General features: G+C 74.2%; 25 protein-coding genes. 18 read left to right on the forward strand and 7 right to left on the reverse strand.

All coding sequences use genetic code 11. The annotated features are described in order from the left end of the window. The first annotated feature begins 125 nt into the window (after positions 1–125). The gene (locus ACI784_RS06835; RefSeq protein WP_457012914.1) at positions 126–782 is read left to right on the forward strand and encodes a hypothetical protein; all 657 of its coding nucleotides are present in this window, start codon (positions 126–128) and stop codon (positions 780–782) included. A 112-nt stretch (positions 783–894) separates the two neighbouring features. On the opposite strand, the gene ACI784_RS06840 is transcribed toward ACI784_RS06835, so the two are convergent. The 5 genes from ACI784_RS06840 to ACI784_RS06860 all read right to left on the reverse strand — a co-directional run bounded on the left by ACI784_RS06840 (position 895) and on the right by ACI784_RS06860 (position 5,469). Continuing rightward, positions 895–1,176 carry a hypothetical protein gene (locus tag ACI784_RS06840; protein WP_456923503.1) on the reverse strand — a complete coding sequence of 94 codons (282 nt, stop codon included), beginning with the start codon at positions 1,174–1,176 and terminating at the stop codon, positions 895–897. 81 nt (positions 1,177–1,257) lie between these two features. Further along, on the reverse strand, positions 1,258–1,857 hold the full coding sequence (locus ACI784_RS06845) for a YceI family protein (RefSeq protein WP_456923504.1): 600 nt from the start codon (positions 1,855–1,857) through the stop codon (positions 1,258–1,260). A 76-nt stretch (positions 1,858–1,933) separates the two neighbouring features. After that, a complete protein-coding gene (locus ACI784_RS06850) occupies positions 1,934–2,794 on the reverse strand; it encodes an amidohydrolase family protein (RefSeq protein ID WP_456923506.1) in 861 nt (286 codons plus the stop codon). A 1-nt stretch (position 2,795) separates the two neighbouring features. Further along, positions 2,796–4,589 (reverse strand): AMP-binding protein, encoded by a 1,794-nt coding sequence (locus ACI784_RS06855; protein ID WP_457012915.1) that lies wholly within the window; start codon positions 4,587–4,589, stop codon positions 2,796–2,798. 82 nt (positions 4,590–4,671) lie between these two features. Beyond that, positions 4,672–5,469 (reverse strand): enoyl-CoA hydratase-related protein, encoded by a 798-nt coding sequence (locus ACI784_RS06860; RefSeq protein ID WP_456923508.1) that lies wholly within the window; start codon positions 5,467–5,469, stop codon positions 4,672–4,674. A 96-nt stretch (positions 5,470–5,565) separates the two neighbouring features. Here ACI784_RS06860 and ACI784_RS06865 point away from each other — a divergent pair, with 96 nt between their 5' ends. Further along, complete coding sequence (locus tag ACI784_RS06865) at positions 5,566–6,324, forward strand: SDR family NAD(P)-dependent oxidoreductase (protein WP_457012916.1); 759 nt, start codon at positions 5,566–5,568, stop codon at positions 6,322–6,324. Next, on the forward strand, positions 6,321–6,725 hold the full coding sequence (locus ACI784_RS06870; protein WP_456923510.1) for a RidA family protein: 405 nt from the start codon (positions 6,321–6,323) through the stop codon (positions 6,723–6,725). The genes ACI784_RS06865 and ACI784_RS06870 overlap by 4 nt, the downstream gene beginning before the upstream one ends. A gap of 10 nt (positions 6,726–6,735) precedes the next feature. Here the strand turns inward: ACI784_RS06870 and ACI784_RS06875 are convergent, their stop codons facing one another. Then, positions 6,736–7,581 carry a PaaX family transcriptional regulator gene (locus ACI784_RS06875; protein WP_456923511.1) on the reverse strand — a complete coding sequence of 282 codons (846 nt, stop codon included), beginning with the start codon at positions 7,579–7,581 and terminating at the stop codon, positions 6,736–6,738. A 122-nt stretch (positions 7,582–7,703) separates the two neighbouring features. Here ACI784_RS06875 and ACI784_RS06880 point away from each other — a divergent pair, with 122 nt between their 5' ends. From ACI784_RS06880 to ACI784_RS06895, 4 genes are all read left to right on the forward strand, one after another. Continuing rightward, positions 7,704–9,311, forward strand: coding sequence for an AMP-binding protein (locus ACI784_RS06880; RefSeq protein ID WP_457012917.1), 1,608 nt, complete (start codon positions 7,704–7,706; stop codon positions 9,309–9,311). A gap of 5 nt (positions 9,312–9,316) precedes the next feature. After that, positions 9,317–11,680, forward strand: coding sequence for a bifunctional salicylyl-CoA 5-hydroxylase/oxidoreductase (locus ACI784_RS06885; protein WP_457012918.1), 2,364 nt, complete (start codon positions 9,317–9,319; stop codon positions 11,678–11,680). A gap of 87 nt (positions 11,681–11,767) precedes the next feature. After that, positions 11,768–12,502: an alpha/beta fold hydrolase gene (locus tag ACI784_RS06890; RefSeq protein ID WP_457012919.1), complete on the forward strand. Its 735-nt coding sequence runs from the start codon at positions 11,768–11,770 to the stop codon at positions 12,500–12,502. 99 nt (positions 12,503–12,601) lie between these two features. Then, complete coding sequence (locus tag ACI784_RS06895; protein WP_456925290.1) at positions 12,602–13,150, forward strand: DUF6158 family protein; 549 nt, start codon at positions 12,602–12,604, stop codon at positions 13,148–13,150. Between the two features lie 119 nt (positions 13,151–13,269). Here ACI784_RS06895 and ACI784_RS06900 read toward each other — a convergent pair whose 3' ends face one another. Beyond that, a complete protein-coding gene (locus ACI784_RS06900; RefSeq protein WP_457012920.1) occupies positions 13,270–14,112 on the reverse strand; it encodes a PaaX family transcriptional regulator in 843 nt (280 codons plus the stop codon). Between the two features lie 188 nt (positions 14,113–14,300). Here ACI784_RS06900 and ACI784_RS06905 point away from each other — a divergent pair, with 188 nt between their 5' ends. From ACI784_RS06905 to ACI784_RS06955, 11 genes are all read left to right on the forward strand, one after another. After that, positions 14,301–15,521 (forward strand): ABC transporter substrate-binding protein, encoded by a 1,221-nt coding sequence (locus tag ACI784_RS06905; protein WP_457012921.1) that lies wholly within the window; start codon positions 14,301–14,303, stop codon positions 15,519–15,521. 76 nt (positions 15,522–15,597) lie between these two features. Next, positions 15,598–16,482 (forward strand): branched-chain amino acid ABC transporter permease, encoded by an 885-nt coding sequence (locus tag ACI784_RS06910; protein ID WP_456925293.1) that lies wholly within the window; start codon positions 15,598–15,600, stop codon positions 16,480–16,482. After that, the gene (locus ACI784_RS06915) at positions 16,479–17,501 is read left to right on the forward strand and encodes a branched-chain amino acid ABC transporter permease (RefSeq protein ID WP_457012922.1); all 1,023 of its coding nucleotides are present in this window, start codon (positions 16,479–16,481) and stop codon (positions 17,499–17,501) included. Before ACI784_RS06910 ends, ACI784_RS06915 begins: the two co-directional genes overlap by 4 nt. Then, the gene (locus ACI784_RS06920) at positions 17,498–18,289 is read left to right on the forward strand and encodes an ABC transporter ATP-binding protein (protein WP_457012923.1); all 792 of its coding nucleotides are present in this window, start codon (positions 17,498–17,500) and stop codon (positions 18,287–18,289) included. The genes ACI784_RS06915 and ACI784_RS06920 overlap by 4 nt, the downstream gene beginning before the upstream one ends. After that, entirely contained in the window at positions 18,290–18,991 is a 702-nt protein-coding gene (locus ACI784_RS06925; RefSeq protein ID WP_456925296.1) for an ABC transporter ATP-binding protein, read from the forward strand. A gap of 95 nt (positions 18,992–19,086) precedes the next feature. Further along, positions 19,087–20,814, forward strand: a complete 1,728-nt coding sequence (gene boxC, locus ACI784_RS06930) for a 2,3-epoxybenzoyl-CoA dihydrolase (RefSeq protein WP_457012924.1) — start codon at positions 19,087–19,089, stop codon at positions 20,812–20,814. Between the two features lie 2 nt (positions 20,815–20,816). Continuing rightward, positions 20,817–22,328, forward strand: coding sequence for a benzoyl-CoA 2,3-epoxidase subunit BoxB (gene boxB / locus ACI784_RS06935; protein ID WP_456925298.1), 1,512 nt, complete (start codon positions 20,817–20,819; stop codon positions 22,326–22,328). A gap of 74 nt (positions 22,329–22,402) precedes the next feature. Further along, the gene (locus ACI784_RS06940) at positions 22,403–24,082 is read left to right on the forward strand and encodes a benzoate-CoA ligase family protein (RefSeq protein ID WP_456925299.1); all 1,680 of its coding nucleotides are present in this window, start codon (positions 22,403–22,405) and stop codon (positions 24,080–24,082) included. Further along, a complete protein-coding gene (locus ACI784_RS06945) occupies positions 24,079–25,146 on the forward strand; it encodes an NAD(P)/FAD-dependent oxidoreductase (RefSeq protein ID WP_457012925.1) in 1,068 nt (355 codons plus the stop codon). The genes ACI784_RS06940 and ACI784_RS06945 overlap by 4 nt, the downstream gene beginning before the upstream one ends. Positions 25,147–25,173: 27 nt before the next feature. Further along, positions 25,174–25,506, forward strand: a complete 333-nt coding sequence (gene fdxA / locus ACI784_RS06950) for a ferredoxin (RefSeq protein WP_457012926.1) — start codon at positions 25,174–25,176, stop codon at positions 25,504–25,506. A gap of 3 nt (positions 25,507–25,509) precedes the next feature. Further along, positions 25,510–26,418, forward strand: coding sequence for an LLM class flavin-dependent oxidoreductase (locus ACI784_RS06955; RefSeq protein WP_457012927.1), 909 nt, complete (start codon positions 25,510–25,512; stop codon positions 26,416–26,418). Positions 26,419–26,429: the final 11 nt, after the last annotated feature.

Genomic DNA, 26,429 nt, shown 5'->3' on the forward strand with positions numbered 1-26,429 from the left:
GGACCGGACCATGGTCCTCCAGGCAGGCGTGTCGTGGACCACGTCCCGCCCGACGCGATCGCACCTGCCGGATCCCTCCAGGCCCGACCTCGACGTCACGGGCCCGCACCGGGACAGTGCTGCACGTGTACCCGGCCGCACCGCCACCACCTCCACCGCCGGACGCCGCGGCCCCACCCCAGCCGACGGTGGTGGCGACGGCGGTGCTGACCCTGGCCGCGGCCACCCTGGGCCTGTTGCCGTGGCCGCGGCCGGGATGGGCCCCGTCGTCCACCTGGCTGGTCACCGACGTGCCCGGGCCGCTGTGGGCACTCCTGCTGACGACGGCCGCGGTCTGCCTGGCCACCGCCGTGGTCCTGGTGCGACGCGAGGCCGGGCTGCGGCTCCGGGACGGCGTGACCTGGGCGTGGTTCGGGCTCGTCGTGGCAGCCGCCGCGGCCCTGGTGTGGAACGCGCTCTACGCGGCGGCGCTGTCGAACACCGTGTTCGGCGGCATCATCCCGATCTTCCACTGGCTGTTCACGTCCGCTCCCGCCGTCCTCGCGGGGTGGCTCTTCAGCCGCCGCGGTCGCCCGGCGCGCGTGGCCGCGGCGCTGGGCACCGGCGTGGTGACCCTCCCGCTGTTCGCGCTGTGGCCGGCCCTGCTGATGCCCGATGGACCGATCGGTGGCCAACTGGTCCGCGTCCTGGCCGGCACCGCCCTGCTCGGCCTGGCCCCGCTGGTCGCGGGGGTCGCCCTGGCAGGGGCGATGGACGCCGGCCCCGCCCCCACCACGTCGTGAGGACCGCTCCGGCCCGGCTCCCGCCGCGCGGTGGCCGCACCCGCCCGGACGTCCCCGCGGGAACGCCGGCACGTCGCGTGCCTCGACCGCGTCCCCGCGGGAACCTCCGCGCTCAGTGCTCCGACCACCCGTCCGCGGGCAGCGACACCACGGTCGACTCGGGTCCGCCCACGCCCGCGCACCGCAGCCGTTCCGGGAGCTGCTCCAGCGCCCGCCCGGCCGCGGCCCGGTCGGCCCAGATCTCGACCAGTCGGAGCCCGCACCCCTCGCGGGTCAGCCGGCGGGAGTGACAGCCGTCGGGGAACCAGCTGCCCGGCCGGAGCAGCTGGCGCAGCCGCCGCTCCTCCTCCGGTGTGGCACAGGCCCACCACAGGCGCACGACGACGACCGACATGCGTTCCCCCTCGCACCGACGGTGCACAGGACGCTACGGAGACGGAACGGCGCCGTCCCGGGCCGGAGGTCCCTGAGACCCTCAGCCGATGCGGACGGCGGAGACGTCGAACTCGATCTGGATGCGGTCGCTGACCAGCACGCCACCGGTGTCCAGCGGCGTGTTCCAGGTCAGGCCCCAGTCGCTGCGCTTGATCGCCAGCGCGCCCTCGAAACCGACCCGCGTCTGCCCGAACGGGTCCTGCGCCGAGCCGGTCAGGGTGAAGTCGACCGACACCTCGCGGGTGGTGTCGCGGATGGTGAGGTCGCCGGTGACCGTGTAGACGTCGGCCTCGACCTGTTCCACGTCGGTGGAGACGAAGACGATCTCGGGGTAGGTCTCGACGTCCAGGAAGTCCGCCGAGCGCAGGTGCGCGTCCCGGTCGGGCTGGCCGGTGTCGACGCTCGCCGTCTTGATCCGCAGCGTCACCGTGCTGGCCGCCGGGTGGGCCGTGTCCAGGTGCGCGGTGCCGGTGAAGTCGGTGAAGGACCCGCGGACGGTGGTGACCATCGCGTGCCGCGCCCGGATGCCGATGCGCGTGTGCGCCGCGTCGACCTCGTAGTCACCGCTGACGTCGACGAGGGCGCTGGTCGCCGCGTCGAAGTCGGTGGGGTCTGCATCAGGTGCCCGGTGCTTGCCCATGGCCGACCTCTCCCTTCCCCCGGTACATCCGCACCATCCTGACCGATGCCTCTCGGGCGGACGAACCGGGGTCGGCTCAGGGGGTGTCGAGGCCGGCGTAGACCCGCCGCGCGTTCTCCCCGAGCACCAGCGGGACGACGTCGTCGGGCAGGCCCAGGGAGGCGACCGCGCGGGCGTTCGCGGCCTGCCCGGGGACGCCGGGCCAGTCGGTGCCGTAGATCCACTTCCGGGCCAGGCGGCCCAGGTCGAAGCGCGCGTAGTACTCCGGGAGCCGCTTGGGCGGCAGGCCAGACAGCTCGATCCACACGTTGGGCCGGGAGATCGCGAGGAAGGCCGCGGCGTCGTACCACCAGCCGCGGCCGCCGTGGGCGAGCACCACCTGCAGGTCGGGGAAGTCGCGCAGGACGGCGTCCAGGAGCTGCGGGTCGGCGTAGGCGTTGGTCGACCCGGGGAAGCTGCTGGTGCCGCAGTGCACGACCAGCGGCACCCCGCGCTCGACGAGGACGGCGTAGGCGGGGTACATCGCGGCGTCGTCGGCCCGGAACCCGCCGTGCACCGGGTGGATCTTCAGCGCCGCGGCGCCCAGGTCCAGCTGGCGGGTCAGTTCCCTCGCGATCGGGAAGTGCAGGTGCGGGTTGACGTTGGCGACCGGCCGGAACCGCCGCGGGTCGTGCTCGACGATCGGCAGCAGGTCGTCGAAGAGCTGGTAGCCGGTGGCCTTGGGGCTGTACTCGCAGAACAGCAGCGCGACGTCGACGCCGTCCTCGGCCATGAGCCGGTCCAGCGCCGCGGGGTCCGGGCTGCCGTCGGCGCGCCAGACCTCCTCCAGGATGCCGGGCGGGCCGAACTGCCGCGCCCAGTCGATCCAGGCGGGCGCGAGCGTGGACAGGTGCGGCACGTGGACGTGGGCGTCCACGAGCAGGTGGCCGTCGAGCACGTCAGCGATCCTGCCCCGCGGGGCGGAGGACCACCTGCGGCGGCACGAGGTCGGCGGTGAGCAGCGCGACCAGGGCGGCCCGCCGGTCGCGGACGGCGGCCTGGTTGACGTAGCCCTTGTCGGTGACCTCCCCGGCGTCGAGCTGGGCCGGCTCGGTCAGCACGAGCAGCCGCTCGACGCACTGCGAGGAGCCACCTCCCGCGCGGGCCAGCCGGGCCAGGGTGGCGGCCAGCTGCGCGCGCAGGCCGTCGTCCGGCACGCCGTCGGCGTCCACCCGGCCGGCGTGCTCGGGGTGCAGCCAGACCATGGCGCCGACGAAGGCGGCGTCCTGGCCGCAGAGCACCGCGTCGGTCAGCAGGCCGTCGGACGCCGACAGCAGCTGCGGGCGCAGCGTGCCGACGCTGACGAAGGTGCCGGTCATCAGCTTGAAGTCCTCGGCGATGCGGCCGCGGAACACGAGGCCGGCCGCCGGGTGGTCGGGGTCGGCGAGCGCCACGGCGTCGCCGGTGCGGAAGAAGCCGTGCTCGTCGAAGGCGGCGGCGGTGAGGTCGGGACGGCGCCAGTAGCCGGGGGTCACGTTGGGGCCGGCGACCCGCACCTCCGTCTTCTCCCCCACCGGCACCAGCGCCAGCTCCACCCCCGGCAGCGGCACGCCGAGCACGTCGCTGCGGGTGATCGGGTAGTGCGCGCTCGTCGCGGCCGGCGCGGTCTCGGTCAGCCCCCACGACGTGGTCATCTGCATCCGCGCGCCGTGCTCGGCGGCCAGCTTCTCCAGCCGGTCCCACAGCTGCTGCGGGAGGGCCGCGGCGGCGAAGAAGCCCAGCCGCAGCCGGTCGAGGAACGCCGCGGCCGCGGCCCGGTCGCGCTCCAGGTGCGGGAGCAGCGCGGCGTACCCGGCGGGCACGTTGAAGTAGATCGTGGGGCGGGCGTCGGCCAGGTTGCGCACCGTCCGCCCGACCAGCGCCGGGGCCGGGCGGCCGTCGTCGATCCAGAGCGTGCCGCCGTTGACGAGCACCATGTCCAGGTCGTGGCTGCCGCCGAAGGTGTGGCTCCAGGGCAGCCAGTCCAGCAGCACGGGCGGCTCCTCGGCGAGGAACGGCCAGACCTGCCGCATCTGCTGCTGGTTGGCCGACAGCATCCCGTGGGTGGTGAGGACGCCCTTCGGCGTCCCGGTCGACCCCGAGGTGAAGAGGATCTTCGCGACGTCGTCCCGCCGCAGGGCCGCGCACCGGCGGTCGACCTCGGCGGTCGGCTCGGCGCCGAACGCCGCCACCGGGATCGAGCCGGCGACGTCGCCGTCCCGGCTGAGCACCGGCCGCTCGCCGGCCACGGCGGCGACCGCGCGGTCGTAGGAGGCGTCCTCGGCGACGACCAGGCCGGGGTCCACGAGGTCGGCCATCGCCCGCAGCTTCGCGTGGTCGGCGCTCTGCAGCGAGTACGCGACGCTGGTCGGCACGACCGGTGCGCCCACCGTCATCCCGGCCAGCAGCACCGTCAGGTGCAGCCGGCTGTTGCCCGACAGCACCATGACCGGGCGGTCGGCCAGCCCGCGGTCGAGCAGGCCCTGCGCCAGCCGGTCGGCCTGGACACGCACCTCGCCCCAGGTCGAGCGCGCCCACTCCTCGCCCACCCGCTCGGCCACCAGCAGCCGGTCGGGATGCGCCTCGCTGTGCGCCCGGAAGTCGTGGACGACGCCCACCGCGTGCTCGCCGAGCGGCTCGGCCGACCGCAGCAGCAGCCGGCCGTCGGGGAGGCGCTGCGACTCGATGCGCGGAGAGCGGAAGGTGTCGGGCATCGCGGGCCTCCTCGGGACGTCGTCGGCCACTGCCCGGATGCTCTACGGGTTGCGCGCCCCGCGTCAAGGAGTGTGTAGCTCGTCAGCGGAAGCGGCGGAAGTCCGGCGCCCGCTTCTCGGCGAAGGCCCGCGCGCCCTCCATGCCCTCCTCGCTGGCCGCGAACAGCGACAGCCCGTCGAAGGCCAGGTGCGAGATGCCGCCGAGGTGGTCGCTGTCGGCGTTGAACGAGTGCTTGAGGAAGCGCAGCGCGGTCGGCGAGTAGGAGCCCATCTTCCGGGCCCACTCCCGGGCGGTGTCCAACAGCCGATCGCGCGGCACCACCTCGTTGACCAGACCCCAGCGCTCGGCGGTCGCGGCGTCGTAGCGGTCGAGGAGGAACCAGATCTGGCGGGCCCGCTTCTCACCGACCACCCGCGCCAGGTAGGCCGAGCCGAAGCCGGCGTCGAAGGACCCGACGCGCGGTCCGGCCTGGGCGAACGTCGCCTCCTCGCAGGCGACGGTGAGGTCGCACAGCACGTGCAGCACGTGGCCGCCGCCGATGGCGATGCCGTTGACCGCGGCGATCACCGGCTTCGGGATGTCGCGGATGATGCGGTGCAGCCGCTCGATCTCGAACGTGCCCCACTCGGTCTCGCCGTAGCCGCCGGTCTCCGCCCGCTCCTTGACGTCGCCGCCGGTGCAGAAGGCCCGCTCTCCGGTGGCGGTGAGGATGACGGCGGCCACGCGGCGGTCGGCCCAGGCGTGCTTGAACGCCGAGATCAGCTCGTCGACGGTGCGCCCGCGGAAGCTGTTCATGCGCTCCGGGCGGTCGATGGTGATGACGGCGTGGTCGTCCTCCTCGACCTCGTACCGGACGTCGGTGAACTCCTCGGGCCGCATGCCCACCACCCCTCCGTGGTCGCCGGCGCCGGCGGTCGACGAGCCGCTATGTCGTCATGTTGACGGTCGTCACGAGCGGCTGGCAAGCTCGCCGGCGTGGTCGCCCGCCGCTGCCTGGTGACCGGCGCGGGGCGGGGCATCGGCGCCGCCGTGGCCCGCCGGCTGGCCGCCCAGGGGCACGCGGTCGCCCTCACCGCGCGCAGCGCCGGGGAGCTCGACGCGGTCGCCGCCGGTCTGCCCGGTCCCGCGCTCGTCCTCTCCGCCGACCTCACCGCCCCGGCCGCCGCCGACGACGTCCTGGGCGCCGTGGAGCGGGAGTGGGGCGGGCCGGTGGAGGTGCTCGTCCTCAACGCCGGCGCCGGCACCTCCGCTCCCCTCGCGCGGACCAGCGACGAGGAGTGGGCGCGGACGCTCGAGCTCAACCTGACCGCCCCGTTCCGGCTGCTGCGCCGCGCCCTGCCCGGGATGGTCGAGGCCGGCTGGGGCCGGGTGGTCGCGGTCGCCTCCACCGCGGCCAAGCGCGGCGACCCGTACGTCGCGGCCTACACCGCCAGCAAGCACGGGCTGCTGGGCCTGGTGCGGTCGGCCGCCGCCGAGGTGGCCGGCACCGGCGTGACGGTGAACGCCGTGTGCCCCGGCTACGTCGACACCCCGATGACCGACCGGACCGTGGCCACGATCAGCGCCGCGACCGGGCGGACGCCGGAGCAGGCGCGCGAGGCGCTGGCCCACCGCCAGCCGATCGGCCGGCTGGTGCGGCCCGACGAGATCGCCGACGCGGTGCTGCTGTGCGTGGCCAGCGCCGCGATCACCGGGCAGGGCATCAACGTCGACGGAGGGGCGGTGCAGTCATGACGGGTCTGGAGCGGGTCGACCCGCCGGAGCTGGCCCGGCCCTCGGGGTTCGCGCACGCGGTGGTGGCCGCGCCCGGGCGGACGGTCTTCCTCGCCGGGCAGACCGCCATGGACGCCGAGGGCCGAATAGTCGGCGCCGACGTCGTCGAGCAGTTCGAGCGGGCGCTGGGCAACCTGCTGACCGCGCTGCGGGCAGCGGGCGGGGAGCCCGCACAGCTGGCCTCGCTCACCGTGTACGCGGTCGACCTCGCCGACTACCGCGCCCGCGCCCGTGACATCGGCGGGGTGTGGCGGCGGCTGGTCGGCAGCGACTACCCGGCGATGGCCGGCATCGGCGTGGCCCGGCTGTGGGACGACGAGGCGCTGGTCGAGGTGCAGGGCACCGCCGTCCTGCCCCCCTGACCCCCGCCCGTCAGCCGTCGAGCAGGCGGCGGGCGTGGTCGGCGGCGGGGCCGGCCAGGCGGTCGGCCAGCTCGGCGAAGAGGTCGGCGGCGCGGGCGCCGTTCCAGTCCGCGGGCAGCAGCTCCAGCGGGAGGCCGGGGTCGGCGTAGGGCAGCCCGCGCCAGTCGGTCACCAGCCGGACGTGGTCGGCGAAGGCCTGCGCGGGGTCGACCGGCTGGTCCGGCCGGGCGCGCTCCAGGGCAGGGGCGTGCCGGTCGAGGAAGCCGGCGTAGCGCTCGTGCAGCGCGTCGAGGTCCCACCAGCGCGCGACCGCCACCCGGGCCTCCTCCCGCGGCACCCGCGCCTTCGAGAACAGCTCCACGTAGCCGGCCAGCCCGCGCCGGCGGAGCACCTCACCGACGTCGTCCCCCAGGTGCCCGGGTGCGATCCAGACCCCCGGCGCCACGGCCCCGAAGCCGAGCCGGGTGAGCTCCGAGCGCAGCCGGTGGCGGTGCTCCCGCTCGGACTCCGGCACGGAGAAGACGACGAGCAGCCAGCCGTCGGACTCGCGGGCCCGGCGCCGGCCGAAGATCCGCGCGTCGCCCTCGGCGAGCACCTCCAGCGCCTCGCCGGTGAGCGCGTACCCGGCGACGTCGCCGTCCCGCCGGGCGTCCAGCAGGCCCCGCCGCTTGAGCCGGGAGATCGACGAGCGGACGGCGGGCTCCTCCACGCCGAGGTCGGCCATCAGGCGGACGACGGCGGCGACCGACAGCCAGCCCCCGCGGGCACGGGCGTACAGGCCGTACAGGGTGACGATCAGCTGGCGGGGTTGCAGGGCGACGGGCGGGGGCGCCGCCGCCTCCTCGACGGCGGTCACGGCACCCACGATAACCGGCACCCGACCGTTCATGTCGCCCCGTTGACTCCCGTCAGGACAGCGCCATACTGACGGCAGGGTGCGGCCCGGCCGGACCCGGCGACCGCAGGGAGGTCCGTCCCGTGACGCTCGGCGCCCCGCCCCTGTCCCCCTCCGCGCACGTCGATCCCTTCTGCCGCGACCACCTGCCCCCACCGGGCTCGTGGCCGGTCCTCGACCTGGGCGACCTCGCCTACGCCGAGCGGCTCAACTGCGCGACCGAACTGCTCGACGGCACGATCGCGCGGTCGGGCGCCGACCGGCCGTGCGTGCGTGCCCCAGGGGGTCCGGCCTGGAGCTACGGCGAGCTGCGCGCCCGCGCCGGCCAGATCGCCGGCGTCCTCGTCGACGAGCTGGGTGTCACCCCCGGCAACCGGGTCCTGCTGCGTGGGCCCAACAGCCCCGAGCTGGTCGCCTGCTGGCTGGCGGTCCTCAAGGCGGGCGGGGTGGTGGTGACGACGATGCCGGCGCTGCGGGCCGGGGAGCTGGCCGCCGTCGGTCAGATGTGCCGGCCCACCCTCGCGCTGTGCGACAGCCGGCTGACCGACGACCTGACCGCCGCCGCCGTGCCGGGGACGACGGTGCTGACCTACGGGGACGGCGGCCCCGGCGACCTGCTCATCCGGGCCGCGGCCCACCCCGGGGAGTTCGCCGACGTCCCGACCGCCGCCGACGACGTGGCCCTGCTGGCGTTCACCTCGGGCACCACCGGCCGGCCCAAGGCCACGATGCACTTCCACCGGGACGTGCTCGCCATCGCCGACACCTTCTCGGCGCACCTGGTGCACCCCGAGCCCGACGACGTCTTCGCCGGCAGCCCGCCGATCGCGTTCACCTACGGGCTCGGCGGACTGGTGGTCTTCCCGCTCCGGGCCGGCGCGAGCGTGCTGCTGCTCGAGCATCCCACCCCCGACCTGCTCGCCGACGCCGTCGGGGAGCACGAGGTGACGGTGCTGTTCACCGCACCGACCGCGTACAAGGCGATCGTGGCCGGGGGACGGGGGCACCGGCTGGCCGGGCTGCGCCGCGCGGTCTCGGCCGGGGAGCCGCTCCCCGCCGCGGTGTGGCACGGTGTGCACGAGGCGAGCGGGGTGCGGGTCATCGACGGCATCGGCTCCACCGAGATGCTGCACGTCTTCATCTCCGCGGCCGACGACGACATCCGGCCCGGCTGCACCGGCCGCGCCGTCCCCGGCTACACCGCCGCGGTCCTGGACGACCACGGCAACCCCGTGCCCGACGGCACCGAGGGGCACCTCGCCGTCCGCGGCCCCACCGGCTGCCGCTACCTCGACGGAGACCGGCAAGAGGAGTACGTCCGGCACGGCTGGAACCTCACCGGCGACACCTACATCCGTGACGCCGACGGCTACTTCAGCTACCGGGCCCGCACCGACGACATGATCATCTCGGCCGGGTACAACATCGCCGGGCCGGAGGTGGAGCAGGCGCTGCTGACCCACCCGGCCGTCGTGGAGTGCGCGGTCGTCGGCGCCCCGGACCCCGATCGCGGCACGATCGTCAAGGCCTTCGTGGTGCTCTCCCCGGAGGCCGGTGGGGTCACCCCCGAGGAACTGCAGGAGCACTGCCGCCAGCTGATCGCGCGCTACAAGTGCCCCCGCGCCGTCGAGTTCCGCACCGAGCTGCCCCGCACCAGCACGGGCAAGCTGCAGCGGTACCGGCTGCGGTGAGCGGCATGCGCATCGCGGTGTCCGGCGGCGGGCCGGGCGGACTGTACTTCTCGGCCCTGGTCAAGCAACTGGACCCGTCGCACGAGGTCACGGTCTGGGAGCGCAACGCCCCCGACGACACCTTCGGCTTCGGCGTCGTCTTCTCCGACGAGACCCTCGGCGGCATCGAGCACGCCGACCCGGTGGTGTTCCGCGAGATGCAGCGGCACTTCGCCCGGTGGGACGACATCGACGTCCACCACCGGGGCCGGGTCACGACCTCCGGCGGGCACGGCTTCGCCGCGATGAGCCGCAAGGAGCTGCTGGGCATCCTGCAGCGGCGCTGCGCCCACCTCGGCGTGCCGGTGCACTTCCGCACCGAGGCGCCCGACCCCGAGCGGCTGCGCTCCGAGCACGACCTGGTCGTCGCCTCCGACGGCGCCCGGTCGGCGGTGCGGGCCCGCTACGCCGACGTCTTCCGGCCGACGTTCGACACCCGCCGCTGCCGGTACATGTGGCTGGGCACCGACCTGGTGTTCGACGCGTTCAAGTTCTTCGTCGAGGAGACGCCGTACGGCGTCATGCAGATCCACGGCTACCCCTACGACCGCACCGGCAGCACGTTCATCGTGGAGATGCACGAGGACGTCTGGCAGCGGGCGTTCGCCGACGTCGCCGCGCTCGACCTGCCACTCGGCGAGAGCGACACCAAGTCGATCGCGCTGGTCGAGCAGCTGTTCGCCGGGGTGCTGGGCGGGCACCGGGTGTTCGCCAACAACTCGAGGTGGCTGAACTTCCTGTCGCTGCGCAACCAGACCTGGCGGCACGGCAACCTGGTGCTGCTCGGGGACGCCGCGCACACCGCGCACTTCTCCATCGGGTCGGGCACCAAGCTCGCGATGGAGGACGCGCTCGCCCTGGCCGCCTGCCTGCACGAGCACCCCGACGTCGACGCCGCCCTCACCGCCTACGAGGCCGAACGGCGCCCGGTGGTGCTCTCCACCCAGCGCGCGGCGCAGGCCAGCCTGGAGTGGTTCGAGGACATCGGCCGGTACGTGCACCAGGACCCCGAGCAGTTCGCGTTCAACATCATCACGCGCAGCCGGCGGGTCACCCACGACAACCTGCGGCTGCGCGACCCGGAGTTCGTCGCCGGCGTCGACGCCTGGTTCGCCCGGACCCAGCCCGAACCGGCCGAGCCGCGGCCGCCGATGTTCCACCCCTTCCGGCTGGGCGGCCTGGAGCTGGCCAACCGGGTCGTCGTCTCGGCGATGGACATGTACTCCGCGGTCGACGGGCTGCCCACCGACTTCCACCTCGTGCACCTGGGCAGCAAGGCCCTCGGCGGCGCCGGGCTGGTGATGACCGAGATGGTCTGCGTCTCCCCGGAGGGCCGCATCACCCCCGGCTGCACCGGCTTCTACACAGCGGAGCAGGAGGCGGCGTGGGCGCGCGTCGTCGACTTCGTCCACTCGGCGACCGACGCGAAGATCGGCGTCCAGCTCGGGCACTCCGGGCGCAAGGGCTCCACGAAGCTCATGTGGGAGGGCATCGACGAGCCGCTGCCCGCGGGCAACTGGGAGGTCGTGGGCCCCTCGGCGATCCCGTACTCACCCGCCAACGCCGTGCCGCGCGAGCTCACCGACGCCGACCTCGCCACCATCCGCGACCGGTTCGTGGCGAGCGCCCGCGCCGCGGCCCGCGCCGGCTTCGACGTCCTGGAGCTGCACTGCGCGCACGGGTACCTGCTGTCGTCGTTCATCTCGCCGCTGTCCAACCGGCGCACCGACCGCTACGGCGGCCCGCTGGCGAACCGGCTGCGCTACCCGCTGGAGGTCTTCGACGCCGTCCGCGCGGCCTGGCCGGCCGAGCGGCCGATGACCGTGCGCATCTCGGCCACCGACTGGTTCGAGGGCGGCACCGACGTCGAGGACGCCGTCGCCGTCGCGCGCGCCTTCGCCGAGCACGGCGCCGACGGGATCGACGTCTCCACCGGCCAGGTGGTCAAGGCCGAGCGGCCGGCCTTCGGGCGCAGCTACCAGACCCCCTACGCCGACCGGATCCGCAACGAGGTGGGCCGCGAGTTCGGCGTCGCGGTCATCGCCGTCGGGGCGATCTCCAGCTGGGACGACGTCAACTCGATCCTGCTCGCCGGCCGGGCGGACCTCTGCGCACTGGGCCGGCCGCACCTCTACGACCCGCAGTGGACCCTGCACGCCGCGGCCGAGCAGGACTACACCGGCCCGGGCGCGCGGTGGCCGGCGCCGTTCCGGGCGGGCAGCCGCCCTCCCCAGACCGGGCGCACCGACGGCCCGCGCCCCCGGCTGCAGCTGGTCCGGGAGGGGACGACGGGCACCCGGCACGCCCGCTGGCGCCCGGGCGCCTGCTGAGCCGGCAGACCGCCCACCGGCGTCCGTGCAGTAGGAATACGCCGCCGGGGTGCCGGCACGGTGGGTGATCGACGAGGAGGAGACCTCATGGCGGAGAACTTCGTACTGCAGCACGGCGCGTGGCACGGCGGGTGGGCCTGGCAACCGGTCGCGGCCCGGCTGCGGGCCGAGGGGCACCGGGTCATCGCGCCCACCAGCCCGGGCCTCGGCATCGACGACGACCCCAGCGGGGTCACGCTCACCGACTGCGTCGACGCCCTGGTCGCCGCCGTCGACCGGTCGGGCCTGGACGACGTGACGCTGGTCGGGCACAGCTGGGGCGGGTACGTCGTCGCGGGTGCCGCACCCCGGCTGGCCGGCAAGCTGAAGCGCGTCGTCTTCTGGAGCGCGTTCGTCCCAGAGGAGGGGCGCTCCCTCAACGACGAGGCGCCGCCGCACTACACCGAGCTGTTCGAGCAGCTGGCCGCGGCGTCGGGGAACAACACGGTCCTCCTGCCCCTCGAGGTGTTCCAGGGCGGCTTCATGCAGGACGCCGACCCCGCCACGGCTGCCGTCGTCCACTCGGTGCTGCGCCCGCAGTCGCTCCTCTGCTTCAGCGAGCCGGCGGTCGGCGGCAACGCCTACCGCGACCTCGACGTCCCGATCGACTACCTGCTGTCGGTCGACGACATCGCCATGCCGCCCGGCGAGCACGCGTGGGCCCCGCGCTTCCCCGAGCGCTGCGGGGCGGCGGTCACCGAGATCCCCGGCAGCCACGAGTCGATGTTCACCCGCCCCGCCGAGCTGGCCGACGGCATCCTGCGGCTCGCCACGGCGCGCTGACCACGCGGCCGCGGCGGCGGGCGAGGTGACAGCCCGGCGCCGCGGCCGACACCATGGGGCCCCGGTCACCGGTGACCGGGACGACCGAGGGGAGCGGCCATGACCGACCGACCGGGGATCCCGGCGCGCGAGCTGTCCGACGAGGAGCTGGAACGGCAGGGCGTGCACGCCCACGCGATGCGGCACTGGGTGTTCCTGCACGGCACCGCCGAGCAGTTCCGCACGCACACCGAGCGCATGCTCGAACTGGAGCAGGAGTACCTGCGCCGGCACCCGCAGCGCACCTGGCAGGGCTCCGGCGGCGACGCCGCCTCGCCGTCCCGCGACGACCGCATCCGCGACCTGGTGCAGACGTTCTCCCGGGCGGTCACCGCGCTGCTGGACGAGGAGCCCTCGGCGGCCGCGCCGGCCCGCGAACGCACCGACCCGGAGGAGGCGCAGGCCGCGCTGCTGCGCCGGTTCGCCGAGGCCGGGGGGCGGATGCACAAGCTGGAGGCCCACCAGATCGCGCGGCAGCTGGCGCCCGACAGCCACCTGGTCGCCCGGCTCTACCGCCAGGACCCGCCGCTGCTCCAGGCCGAGCGGGACATGCGGGTGCTCACCGACGCCGGGCGCGCCTGGCTGGAGCGGCACCCCGTCCCCGCGTGAGTCGCTCCGCCGTGTCGTGCCCGGGTGCGGCCCGGAAGGCTCCGCGAAGCGTGTGACGGTGGAGCTGGGCGCCGTCGGGGACGGTCATCGGCCGCGGTGCGATCCGGAGGATCGCAGTGTCACCGTCCGGCGAGTTCGGCCCAGGCCTGCTGGGCGCGCGGCGCCCAGGAGGCGTGCCGCTCGCGGAAGACCTCCGCCGCCCGGCTGCCGCTCCACCGGGGCGGCAGCAGCTCGCGCGGCAGCCCCGGGTCCAGCAGCGGGAAACGGCGCCACTCCTGCACGAGCCGGACCTGGGCGACCAGCGCCTGACGGTCGGTGCGGGGCCGCCGCCGGCCGACCAGCTCGAGGAAGTCCTCGTAGCCGCGCTCGATGCCGTCGAGGTCCCAGGCGGTGCGGGCCAGCGAGCGCTCGTCGCCCACCACGCCGGCGGTGGCGACGAACGACCAGCTGCCGGCCAGCACGCCCAGCTCGTCGAGGACCCGGCGGGCCTCCTGCTCGCGGTCCACGCGCGGGGTGACCCAGGTGCCGGCGTCCAGCGAGCCCAGTCCCGCCCAGCCCAGCTGGGTGCGCAGCCGCAGGCGCAGCGCCCGGTTGTTCTCCGGGACGCCGACCGAGAGCACCAGCCAGCGGCCGTCCCACCCACGGTCGTCGGCGGCGAACCCGTAGATGCGCTCGGTGCCCTCCCGCAGCAGGCGGGTGCCGGCCGCGGTCAGCGACCAGCGCGTCTCCCGCCCGATCCGGCTGGGCTCGATCCACCCGCTGTCGGCGGTGCGCATGATCGCCTGGCGGGCCGCCTTCTCCGCGACGTCGAGATCGGCCAGCAGCTCCAGCAGGCTGGCGGTCCACACCGGGCGGCCGCTGGGCAGCACGAACTCGCCGAGCACGGTGAGCAGCAGGCTGCGCGCGCTGGCGGCGCCGAGCTCCTGCCGACGGGTGACGAACGGTCCGTCCACGGCCTCCACGTCCCTCATCGTGACACCCCGTGCCGCCCCGACCGGCGTTCCCCGCCGACGACGACCGCACAGGTCACGGAACGGCACCAGCTCGCCGACGGCGTCGGTGTGACCCTTGACACAGTCGCGGCGCGCACTACATGGTCACTTGCATCAGGCGTGCGGGTGTAGCACGTCGTGACCTCCGGAGCGTGCCCGTGCTGCATCCCCTGTCCGGTCGGCGACTGCTCGGCGGCCTCGGTGCCGGCCTTCTCACCCTGACCGTGGCCGCGTGCGGCGGCGGCAGCCTCGGCGGCGAGGAGGAGGGCGGCGGGTCCGGCGGCGGCGAGGGCGGCGGCACCGTCCGCGTCGGCCTGGTCATCCCGCAGGCCGGGGTCTACACCCCGCTGGGCGAGGACATGCAGCAGGGCTGGGACCTCTGGCTGGAGCAGAACGGCGGGGAGCTGGGCGGCTACACCGTCGAGACCGTCGTCGCCGACGAGGGCGAGGGGCCCGACACCGGCGTCCCGGCCGTGCAGCGGCTGCTCACCGAGGGCGACGTGGACGCGATGGTGGGCATCGTCAACTCCGCCACCGCCCTGGGTGTGGCCGGGCAGGTGACGGAGTCGCAGGTGCCGCTGATCGTGGCGAACGCCGGGGCGGAGGCGATCACCCAGGACGCCGCGAGCCCCTACGTCTGGCGCTCCTCGTTCACCAACGCCCAGATCGCGGCGGCCATGGGGGAGCACCTGGCCGCCGAGGGCATCGGCCCGGTCTACGTCATGGCCCCGGACTACGCGGCCGGCCAGGAGGTCGTCGCCGGGTTCACCCAGGCCTACACCGCCCGCGGCGGCACGATCGCCGGTCAGGCGCTGACGCCGTTCGGCACCACCCAGGACTTCCAGCCGTTCCTGTCCGGCATCCAGGGCTCCGGCGCGGCGGCCACCTTCGTGTTCTACGCCGGGGGGGAGGCGGTCAGCTTCGTCCAGCAGTACGCGGACTTCGGCCTCAAGGACACCGTTCCGCTCTACGGCTCGGGCTTCCTCACCGAGGGCAGCGTGCTCGACGCGCAGGGCCCGGCGGCGGTCGGCGTCCGGACGACGCTGCACTACTCGACCGAGATCGACAACGCCGTCAACACCGAGTTCGTGCAGGCCTACCAGGAGGCCTACGGCGAGCTGCCGACCACCTACGCCGTCCAGGCCTACGACGCCGCCAACGTCCTGTCCCGCGCGCTGGAGGAGGCCGGCGGCACCGACGGCGCGGCGCTGACCGAGGCGCTCGGCAGCCTGGGTGAGATCGACGACAGCCCGCGCGGCCCGTGGAGCTTCACCGACCAGACCCCGGAGCAGGCGGTCTACCTGCGCGAGGTGGTCGACGAGAACGGCACCCTCGTGAACTCCGTCGTCGAGGAGCTCGGCGTCTTCGCCCAGCCCTGACCCGCCCGGTGCCGGGCTGTGGCATCACGCGCCCGCCCCACTCCCCACGGCCCGGCACCCCCGGAAGGAGCAGCTCGTGCTCGGGTGGTTCGACGCGAACCTCGTCAGCATCCTGAACGGCTTCGCCATCGGCTCGCTGCTGTTCGTCCTGGCCGTCGGGCTGTCGATCGTCTTCGGGATGATGGACGTGCTCAACCTCGCCCACGGCGCGTTCTTCCTCGTCGGCTCCTACCTCGCGGTCAGTTTCGTCGCCGGCGACTCGTGGGGCGGGTTCCTCACCGCGCTGGGGGTCGCCGCGCTGGTCGGGCTGCTGGCCGGCGGCGTCCTGTCGGGCATGACCGAACCCCTGGCCCGGCGGCCGATCCTCGACCAGGCGCTGCTCACGCTCGGCATCTCGCTGGTCGTGGCCGAGGTGCTGTCGATCGTCTACGGCAACGACGTCCGCTCGGTCTCCCCGCCCCCGGGCCTCGACGGCAGCGTGGACGTCGCCGGCAGCGCGTACCCCACCTACCGGCTGCTGGTCATCGGCGTGGGGCTGGTCCTGGCACTGGTGGTGTGGCTGGTCGTGGAGCGGACGTCCGTGGGCGCGCTGGTCCGTGCCAGCGTCGCCGACCGGGAGATGGTCTCGGCGATGGGCATCGACAACCGCAAGGTGAAGGTCGCCGTCCTGGGCATCGGGTCGATGCTGGCCACCGTCGCCGGCGTGCTCGCCGCCCCCGTCTACGGCGCCCGGCCGGGCCTGGACGAGACGATCCTGCTGCTGGCGCTGGTGGTCGTCGTCATCGGCGGGCTCGGCTCGATCCGCGGCGCGCTGATCGGGGCGCTGGTGATCGGGCAGGTCGAGTCGCTCGGGCGCGCCCTGCTGCCTGACCTCGCCTCGTTCATCCTGTTCGGCACCCTCGCCCTGGTGCTCATCGTCCGACCCCGTGGACTCTTCGCCGGGAAGGTGGCCCACTCATGAGTGTGGAGAGCGCTCCTCTCACGAGCACCGCGGACGGCGCCCGGGCCGCGGCCACCCCCGCGCGGCGACGCCCGTCCCGGCCGCTGGCCGCCGTCCTCGGGCTGGTCCTGCTGGCGGCGCTGGCCGCCGTCCCCCTGTTCGTCGACCCGTTCGGCACGAACACCTTCTCACGGGTCCTCGTGTTCGCGCTGTTCGCGATGAGTCTGGACCTGCTGGTCGGCTTCACCGGACTGCCCTCGCTCGGGCACGCGGCGTGGTTCGGCATCGGCGCCTACACCGCGGGGCTGGTCGCCATCCACTGGACCGCCGAGGCGCTGGTGACCGTGCTGGCCGCGGCGGTCGCCGGCGCGGTCGCGGCCGCAGCGACCGGGTGGCTGGCGGTGCGCAGCAGCGGGGTCTTCTTCCTGATGCTCACCCTCGCCATCGGCGAGCTGGTGCACCAGCTCGCCCAGTCGCTGTCGTCGGTCACCGGCGGCTCCAACGGCCTGTTCGGCATCCCCTCGGTCCGGATCGCCGGCACGCCGCTGACCCTGGCCGGGTACGTGTACTGGTTCGTCCTCGCCGTCGGGCTGCTCGGCGCCCTGGGCCTGTGGCTGGTGGCCTCCTCCCCCTTCGGCGGCGTGCTGCGCGGGATCCGCGACAACGAGGCCCGGATGCGCTCGCTGGGGTACTCGCCGTTCCGCTACAAGTACGCGGCCTTCGTCATCGCCGGCGGGTTCGCCGGGCTGGCCGGCGGGCTGTTCGCCGGCCTGGTGCGGATCGTCAACCCCAGCGACACCGGCTTCACCACCAGCGCGCTCCTGCTGCTGGCGGTCGTACTGGGCGGCGCGGGCTCGCTGTGGGGGCCGGCGCTCGGAGCCGCGGTCGTCGTCCTCGTCCGCGACACCTTCGGCCCGACGCTCGACGGGCACGGCCCGCTGCTGCTGGGCCTGGTCTTCGTGGTCGCGGTCTACGTGCTGCCGCGCGGCGTCGCCGGCCTCGCCGGGATCCGCCGCCACACCCGGGAGGAACCGACATGAGCGCCCCGCTGCTGTCCCTGTCGGGGGTGAGCCGCTCCTTCGGCGCCCTGACGGCCGTGGACGACGTCAGTCTCGACGTCCCGCCCGGCGCGCGCCACGCCCTCATCGGCCCCAACGGCGCCGGCAAGAGCACGCTGTTCAAGCTGGTCACCGGCGCGATGCGGGTGTCCTCCGGCACGGTGACCCTCGCCGGGGACGACGTCACGCGGCTGTCCGAGCCGCAGCGCGCCCGCCGCGGCATCAGCCAGACGCTGCAGCACTCGAGCCTGTTCCTCTCCCAGACCGTGGAGCAGAACGTGCTGCTCGCCGCGCAGCGGCAGCACCGCAGCCGGCACTCCCTGGTGCCCCGCCGGCAGGCCGCCGCCCGGGAGCGGGCGCGGGAGCTGCTGGCCGACGTCGGCCTGGCCGCCCGCGCCGGCACACCCGTCGCGGCGCTGTCCCACGGCGAGCGGCGGCAGCTCGAGGTCGCGGTCGCGCTGGCCTGCGAGCCGCGGCTGCTGCTGCTCGACGAGCCGGCCGCCGGGATGTCACCGGCGGAGAGCGCCCGGCTGGTCGGGCTGCTCCAGGCGCTGCCCGCGTCGGTGACGGTGGTGATCGTCGAGCACGACCTCGACGTCGTCTTCGCCCTCGCCGGCTCGGTCACGGTGCTGCACCTGGGCCGGGTGCTGCTGACCGGCACCCCCGACGAGGTCCGCGCCAGCGCCGCGGTGCAGGAGGCCTACCTCGGCACCGGCCGGGGCGCCCTGTTCCTGGACGGCTCCGGCCCGGCGTCCCTGGAGGTGGGCTGAGTGCTCGAGGTCCGCGGGCTACGGTCCGGTTACAAGCGCAGCACGGTCCTGCAGGGGGTCGACCTCGACGTCCCCGACGGCCGCGTGGTGGGACTGCTCGGCCGCAACGGCGCCGGCAAGACCACGCTGATCCACACCCTCATGGGGCTGGTGACGCCGTCGGCGGGGTCGGTCCACCTGGACGGCGCCGACCTCACCGGCCGCCGTCCCGACGTCGTCGCGCGGGCCGGGGTCGCCCTGGTGCCCCAGGGGCGGCGGGTGTGGGCACCGCTGACGGTCACCGAGCACCTGGACCTCGCCGCGCGGCGCGGGCGGGGGCGCGGCCCGTGGGACGTCCCGCGGGTGCTGGAGCTGCTGCCCCGACTGGGCGAGCGGCGCCGGCACACGGGGGGACAGCTCTCCGGTGGGGAGCAGCAGATGCTGGCCATCGCGCGGGCGCTGCTGACCAACCCGCGGCTGGTGCTCATGGACGAGCCCTCCGACGGGCTGGCGCCGGCCGTGGTCGACCTGATCGGGACGGCCGTCGGCGGCATGAAGGCCGAGGGGGTGACCCTCGTGGTCGTCGAGCAGGACCTCCACCTGGCCTTCGCGGTCGCCGACGAGATCGCGGTGATGGACAAGGGCCGGGTCGTGCACCGCTCCCCCACCCTCGAGTTCCGCAGCGACAGCTCGGTCGCCGCGGCGCTGCTGGGCGTGGCCTAGCGCTACATCGACTCGGCCTCTTGCGCAGGATCGTGTAGCACGTCAGGATGGGTGGCGGGCGTCACATGCCTGCGCCGCAACTCCCTGGAGGTCCCGTGACAACGCTCGAGAACCGCTCGGTCGCGACGGAGGGCCCCGGCCCGGTCGCCGAGCCGGCCGCGACGACCGAGGTCTCCTTCGACACCTCGCCCGAGGCCTACAAGCACTGGACCCTCTCGGTCGACGGCGAGATCGCCACCCTGACCCTCGACGTGGCCGAGGACGGCGGCATCGTGCCCGGCTACGAGCTGAAGATGAACAGCTACGACCTCGGCGTGGACATCGAGCTGCACGACGCGGTCCAGCGCATCCGGTTCGAGCACCCCGAGGTCAAGGCGGTGGTGGTCACCAGCGCCAAGGAGCGCATGTTCTGCGCCGGGGCCAACATCAAGATGCTGGCCGCGTCCCCGCACAGCTGGAAGGTGAACTTCTGCAAGTTCACCAACGAGACCCGCAACGGCTTCGAGGACGCCAGCGCCCACTCCGGCCTGTCCTTCCTCGCCGCGGTCAACGGCACCGCGGCCGGCGGCGGCTACGAGCTCGCGCTGGCCTGCGACCAGATCCTGCTGGTCGACGACAACTCCTCGGCGGTGTCGCTGCCGGAGGTGCCGCTGCTCGGCGTGCTGCCGGGCACCGGCGGGCTGACCCGGGTGGTCGACAAGCGTGGCGTGCGCCGCGATCTCGCCGACGTCTTCTCCACCACCGCCGAGGGCATCCGGGGCGAGCGCGCCGTGCAGTGGCGGCTGGTCGACGCCACCGTCAAGGCGCGCGACTTCGCCGCCGAGGTCGCCCGGCGCGCCGCCGAGCTCGCCGCCCGCTCGACCCGGCCCGGCACCGGGGCGACCGGCGTGCAGCTGACCCCGCTGCACCGCGAGGTCGACGGCGACACCACCCGCTACCGGCACCTCCGCGTCGTCCTCGACCGCGACTCGGGCACCGCGACGATCACCGTGCTCGGCCCGACCGCCGTCCCCGGCAGCGTCGAGGAGCTGGCCGAGCAGGGCGACACCGCCTGGCTGCTGGCCGCCACCCGCGAGCTGGACGACGCGATCCTGCGGTTGCGCACGAACGAGCTGGCCATCGGTACCTGGCTGCTGCGCACCGAGGGCGACGTCGCCACCGCCGCCGCCTACGACGAGTTCCTGCTGGCCTCCCGTGAGCACTGGCTGGTCAACGAGACGATCGGCTTCTACCGCCGCACGGTGAAGCGGCTGGACACCACCAGCCGCAGCCTGTTCGCGCTGATCGAGCCCGGCTCGTGCTTCGTCGGCGCGCTGGCCGAGATCGCCCTGGCCGCCGACCGGCAGTTCATGCTCGAGGGGCAGTTCGAGGAGGACGACGCCCCCCTGCCGCCCGCGGTGATCCGGCTGGACGCGTTCAACACCGGCCTGCTCCCCATGGGCAACGGCCTGTCCCGGCTGCAGGTCCGCTTCCTCGGCAGCGCCGAGGAACTGGCCGCCGCCGAGGCCGCCACCGGCCGCGACCTGCTCGCCGCCGACGCCGCGGAGCTCGGCCTGGTCACCAGCACCCCCGACGACATCGACTGGGAGGACGAGATCCGGCTGGTGGTCGAGGAGCGCGCGAGCTTCTCCCCCGACGCGCTCACCGGCATGGAGGCCAACCTGCGCTTCGCCGGCCGCGAGACGCCCGAGACGAAGGTCTTCGGCCGGCTCACCGCCTGGCAGAACTGGATCTTCCAGCGGCCCAACGCCGCTGGCCCGGAAGGAGCGCTGCGCCGGTACGGCACCGGTAAGCGGGCCGACTACGACAGGAAGCGGGTCTGAGCATGACTGCGTCGACTTCTCCCACCCGACCCGGCCCCACGACCGAGTCCACCCCCCAGAGCGGCACGGTAACCGGTGACGCCCCCACGCCGACCGGTCCGCTGTCGAAGATCGACTACAGCGAGCGCATCCCCAACAACGTCAACCTGGCCGGTGACCGCAAGCTGCAGCGGGCGCTGGAGGGCTGGCAGCCGAAGTTCCTGGACTGGTGGAGGAACCTCGGTCCCTCCATCCCGACCCACGACGTCTACCTGCGCACAGCCGTCGCCGTCGGCCGCGATGGGTGGGCGCACTTCGACCGGGTGCCGATGGAGGAGTACCGCTGGGGCATCTTCCTCGCCGAGCGGGACCCCGACCGGAAGGTCAACTTCGGCCAGCACAAGGGCGAGCCGGCCTGGCAGGAGGTCCCCGGTGAGTACCGCTCGGACCTGCGCCGGCTGATCGTCATCCAGGGCGACACCGAGCCGGCGTCGGTGGAGCAGCAGCGACACCTGGGCATGACCGCGCCGTCGCTGTACGACATGCGCAACCTCTTCCAGGTCAACGTGGAGGAGGGCCGGCACCTGTGGGCGATGGTCTACCTGCTGCAGGCCTACTTCGGGAAGGACGGCCGGGAGGAGGCCGAGGAGCTGCTCAAGCGCAACTCCGGCGACTACGACTCCCCGCGCATCCTCGGCGCGTTCAACGAGGAGACCACCGACTGGCTGTCGTTCTTCATGTTCACGTACTTCACCGACCGGGACGGCAAGTACCAGCTCGGGACGCTGAAGGAGTCCGGCTTCGACCCGCTGGCGCGCACCTGTGAGTTCATGCTCAAGGAGGAGGCGCACCACATGTTCGTCGGTACGACAGGGGTGCAGCGCACCGTCCAGCGGACCGCCGAGCTGATGAAGCAGCACGGCACCGACGACATCTGGGAGCACGGCGGAATCCCGCTGTCGGTCATCCAGAAGTACCTGAACTTCCACTACTCGGTGTCGCTGGACCTCTTCGGCTCCGAGACCTCGTCCAACGTGGCCTCCTACTACACCGCCGGCCTCAAGGGCCGCTGGATGGAGACCCGGCGCAAGGACGACCACGTCCTCACCGACCTCACGATGGACATCCCGGTGGTGGAGGACGGGCGGATCACCACGCGCAGCGTCCCGATGCTCACCGCGCTGAACTACGACCTGCGCTCGGAGTACGCCGCCGACTGCCAGAACGGCGTCAAGCGGTGGAACCAGGAGCTGGAGGAGGCCGGCCTGGAACAGCGGCTGTACCTGCCGCACCAGGGCTTCAACCGCAAGGTGGGCGCCTTCTCCGGGCACCACATCTCCCCGACCGGGGAGATGCTGGACGCCGCCGCCTGGCAGCGCTCGGCCGGTGACTGGCTGCCGACACCGGAGGACCACGCGCGGGTCGCCGAGCTGATGGTCCCGCACCACGAGCCGGGGGAGTTCGCCGGCTGGATCGCCCCGCCGTCGGTCGGCATCAACTCGCTGCCGGTCGAGTACGACTACGTCCGATTCTGAGCAGCCTGGGCGGGGTCGCCCGGGAGCGGTTCTGGCTCCTGGGCGACCCCGCCGAGGCGGAAGGGCTGAGCAGCGTGGCCACCCTCGACACCGCCCCCGTCGCACCGTCGCTCCCCCCGCCGCCGGGTGCCGAGCCGTTCAACGCCGCCGAGTGGCTGGTCACCCGGCACGCCCGGACCGACCCGGGACGGCGGGCGATCACCGCGATCGACCTCGACGGGAGCGTCCGCACCCTGACCTACGGCGAGCTCGACGACGCGGTGGTCCGCTTCGCGGCCGCGCTCCTCGCCTCCGGCGTCCGCCCCGAGGAGCGGCTGCTCCTGTGCATGGGTGACACCCCCGAGCTGCTGACCGCCTTCCTCGCCGGCCTGCGGATCGGCGCGGTGCCCGTCCCGGTCAGCACGATGCTCAAGCCCAAGGACATCGCCGTCCTCGCCACCGACAGCCGCGCGCGGCTGGTCGCGCTCAGCTCGGAGTTCGCCGGGCTGGCCCCGGCCGTCGGCGGGATGCGCGACCTCGCCGACGTCGTCGTGCTCGGCGCCGACCGGCTGCCGGAGGTCGACGGTGCGCGGGTACACGACTGGGACGCGTTCGTCGCCGCCGGCGCGGACCTCCTCGCCCGAGCGGCCACGCCCTACCCCACGATCGCCGACTCCCCCGCCTTCTGGCTCTACACGTCCGGGACGACCGGCACCCCCAAGGGCGCGATGCACCGCCACGGGTCGCTGCGGGACACCGCGGTCACCTACGCCCGCGACGTGCTGGCCATCGGCCCGGACGACGTCACCTTCTCCGTGGCCAAGTTCTTCTTCGCCTACGGCCTGGGCAACACGCTGACCTTCCCGTTCTCGGTGGGGGCCAGCACGGTGCTGGACCGGGCGCGGCCGAGCCCGGCCAGCACGCTGCGGGTGCTCCAGGAGCACCGGCCGACGCTGTTCTTCGGCGGCCCCACCTACTACGCCGCCCTGCTGGCCGCCGGGCTGCCGGCCGACGCCTTCGCCGGCGTGCGGGCGTGCGTCTCGGCCGGGGAAGCGTTCCCCGCGGCCCTGTTCGGGCGCTTCACACAGACCTTCGGGGTGGAGATGCTCGACGGCATCGGCTCCACCGAGATGCTGCACATCTTCATCAGCGGGCGGCCGGGCCGGACCCGCGCCGGGACGACCGGCGAGATCGTCGCCGGGTACGAGGCCAAGATCGTCGACGACGACGGCACCCCGGTGCCCGACGGCACCCCCGGGCACCTCTACGTGCGCGGCGACTCCGCGGCCACCGGCTACTGGCAGCGGACCGAGGTCACCCGGCGGGTCTTCCAGGGGCCGTGGGTGCGCACCGGGGACACCTACGTGCGCAGCAGCGACGGCTACTACTCCTCGCTGGGCCGCACCGACGACATCATCAAGGCCGGCGGCATCTGGGTCTCCCCCACCGAGGTCGAGGAGCGGCTGCGTCAGCACCCGTCGGTCAACCAGGTGGTCGTGGTGTCCCTGCCCGACGCCGACGGCCTGGACAAGCCGGTGGCCTGCGTCGTCCTGCTGCCCGGCGCGACGACGACGGAGGACGAGCTGGTCACCTTCTGCCGCGAGGGGCTGGCCGCGTTCAAGCGCCCGCGCCACGTCCTGGTCTTCGACGAGCTGCCGACGACGGCCACCGGCAAGCTGCAGCGGTTCCGCATCCGCGAGCTGGCCCTCGACCGGCTCAGCGGCGCGGCCCGCTCCGACAACCTCGCCGCCGCCACCCCGGGAGAACCCGCATGACCGCGACCGACCTCGCCGCGCCGCCGGCGACCACCGGTGAGGCCCGCCGGGTCGACGTCGACCTGCTGGTCGTCGGCGCCGGCCCGGCGGGTCTGTACGCGGCCTACTACGCCGGCTTCCGGGGGCTGCGCACCGCGGTCGTCGACAGCCTGCCCGAGCCCGGCGGGCAGGTCATGGCGCTGTACCCGGAGAAGATGGTCTACGACGTCGCCGGCTTCCCCGGCATCAAGGGCCGCGACCTCGTCGCCGGGCTCGTGCAGCAGGCGGCCCGCTTCGACCCCGTCTACGTCCTCGACGAGCGCGCCGAGTCTCTCACCGACGAGGCCGGCCACCGCCCGCGCGCCGGCGCCCGGCTGGTCGTCACCACCGACAAGGGCACCCGCATCAGCTGCGGCGCCGTGGTCGTCACCGGCGGCATCGGCACCTTCACCCCCCGCCCGCTGCCCGGCGGCGCGGCGTGGGAGGGCCGCGGCCTGACCTACGTGGTCAAGGAGCTGGCCGCGCACGCCGGGCAGGACGTCGTCATCGTCGGCGGCGGGGACTCCGCCGTCGACTGGGCCCTGGCGCTGGAACCCATCGCCGCCTCCGTCACGCTCGTGCACCGCCGCAGGCACTTCCGCGCCCACGCCGCCAGCGTCGCCGACCTGGAGCGCGGCCGGACCGTGCTGGTCACCGACGCCCAGGTCGACTCCCTCGAGGGCGACGACGTGCTGCACACCGTGCACGTGCGCACCAAGGACGGCACGGTCACCCCGCACAAGGCGCAGGCGGTCATCGCCGCCCTCGGGTTCACCGCCGACATCGGCCCGCTGGAGACCTGGGGTCTGGACATCGTCGACCGCAAGATCATGGTGGACACCGCGATGCGCACCTCGGTGCCCGGCGTCTACTCCGCCGGGGACATCACCGAGTACGCGGGCAAGGTGCGGTTGATCGCGGTCGGGTTCGGGGAAGCCGCCACCGCGGTGAACAACGCCGCGACCTACCTCGACCCCGACCAGCCCCTCTTCCCCGGCCACAGCAGCGACGACCCCGCCGGTCTCGGCGCGGCGGCGCACGCCTGAGCCGCCCGATCGCGAGGAGACAGCCCCGTGCCCTACGTCATCGGCGCCGAGTGCATCGACACCACCGACATGTCCTGTGTGGAGGAGTGCCCGGTCGACTGCATCTACGAGGGCGACCGCAAGCTCTACATCAACCCCAAGGAGTGCATCGACTGCGGCGCCTGCGAGCCGGTCTGCCCGGTCGAGGCGATCGCCCAGGACCGCCGGGTCACCGAGGAGAACGAGCCGCACGTCGACGACAACCGGCGCTTCTTCGTCGAGATCCTGCCCGGCCGCGACGCCCCGCTGGGCAGCCCCGGCGGCGCCTCCAAGGTCGGCCGGATCGGCGTGGACACCGAGCTCGTCACGGAGCACTCCTGACCGATGCGTGTCGTCCTGAGCCTCAGCAGTGACCAGACCGCCGTCGCCGCCGAGGCCCGCGCCGCCGAGGACGCCGGGTACGACGGCGTGTCGAGCGGGGAGCACCTGTTCTTCCACAGCCCGCATGCGAACGGCTTCGTGGCGCTGGCCGCGGCCGCCGGCGCGACGTCCCGCATCCGGCTGCTGAGCGCGCTCACCGTCGTCCCGCTGTACCCGGCGGCGCTGGCCGCGAAGCTGGCCACCACGCTCGACCAGGTCAGCGGCGGCCGGTTCGACCTCGGGATCGGCGTGGGCGGGGAGCACCCGCCGGAGTTCGTCGCCGCGGGGGTCGAGGTCGGCGAGCGCGGCGCCCGGGCCGACGAGGCGCTGGAGCTGTTCCGCGCCCTGTGGGCCGGCGGCCCGGTCGACTTCACCGGCCGCTTCACCCGGGTGCCCGGCCTGGCCCTCGATCCCGGCCCCGTGCAGCCGGGCGGGCCGCCGATCTGGCTCGGGGGCCGCCGCCCGGCGGCCATCCGCCGGGCCGGCCGCTCCGCCGACGTCTGGATGCCGTACATGTACACGCCCGAGCAGCTGGCCCGGAGCCTCGCGGAGGTCCGGGAGGCCGCCGAGGCCGCGGGCCGCGACCCGGACGCCGTGCGCGGCGCGGTCTTCTGCTGGGGCGGGGTGGACGAGGACGCCGCCCGGTCGCGGCGGCAGGTCGTGGAGACCGTGAGCGCCGTCTACGCGCAGGACTTCGACGCGCTGGCCGACCGCTACCTGCTGCACGGCGACCCGGACCGCGTGACGGCCCGCATCCGCGAGTACGCCGACGCGGGAGCCGAGACCCTCGTCTTCTCCCCCGTCGGCGCGGGCGCCGGGCGGCGCACGCTCGTCGACCTGTTCACCGCCGAGGTGCTGCCCCGGCTGCGCTGACCACACCCGGA

It is taken from the genome of Geodermatophilus sp. SYSU D01186, assembly GCF_054050215.1.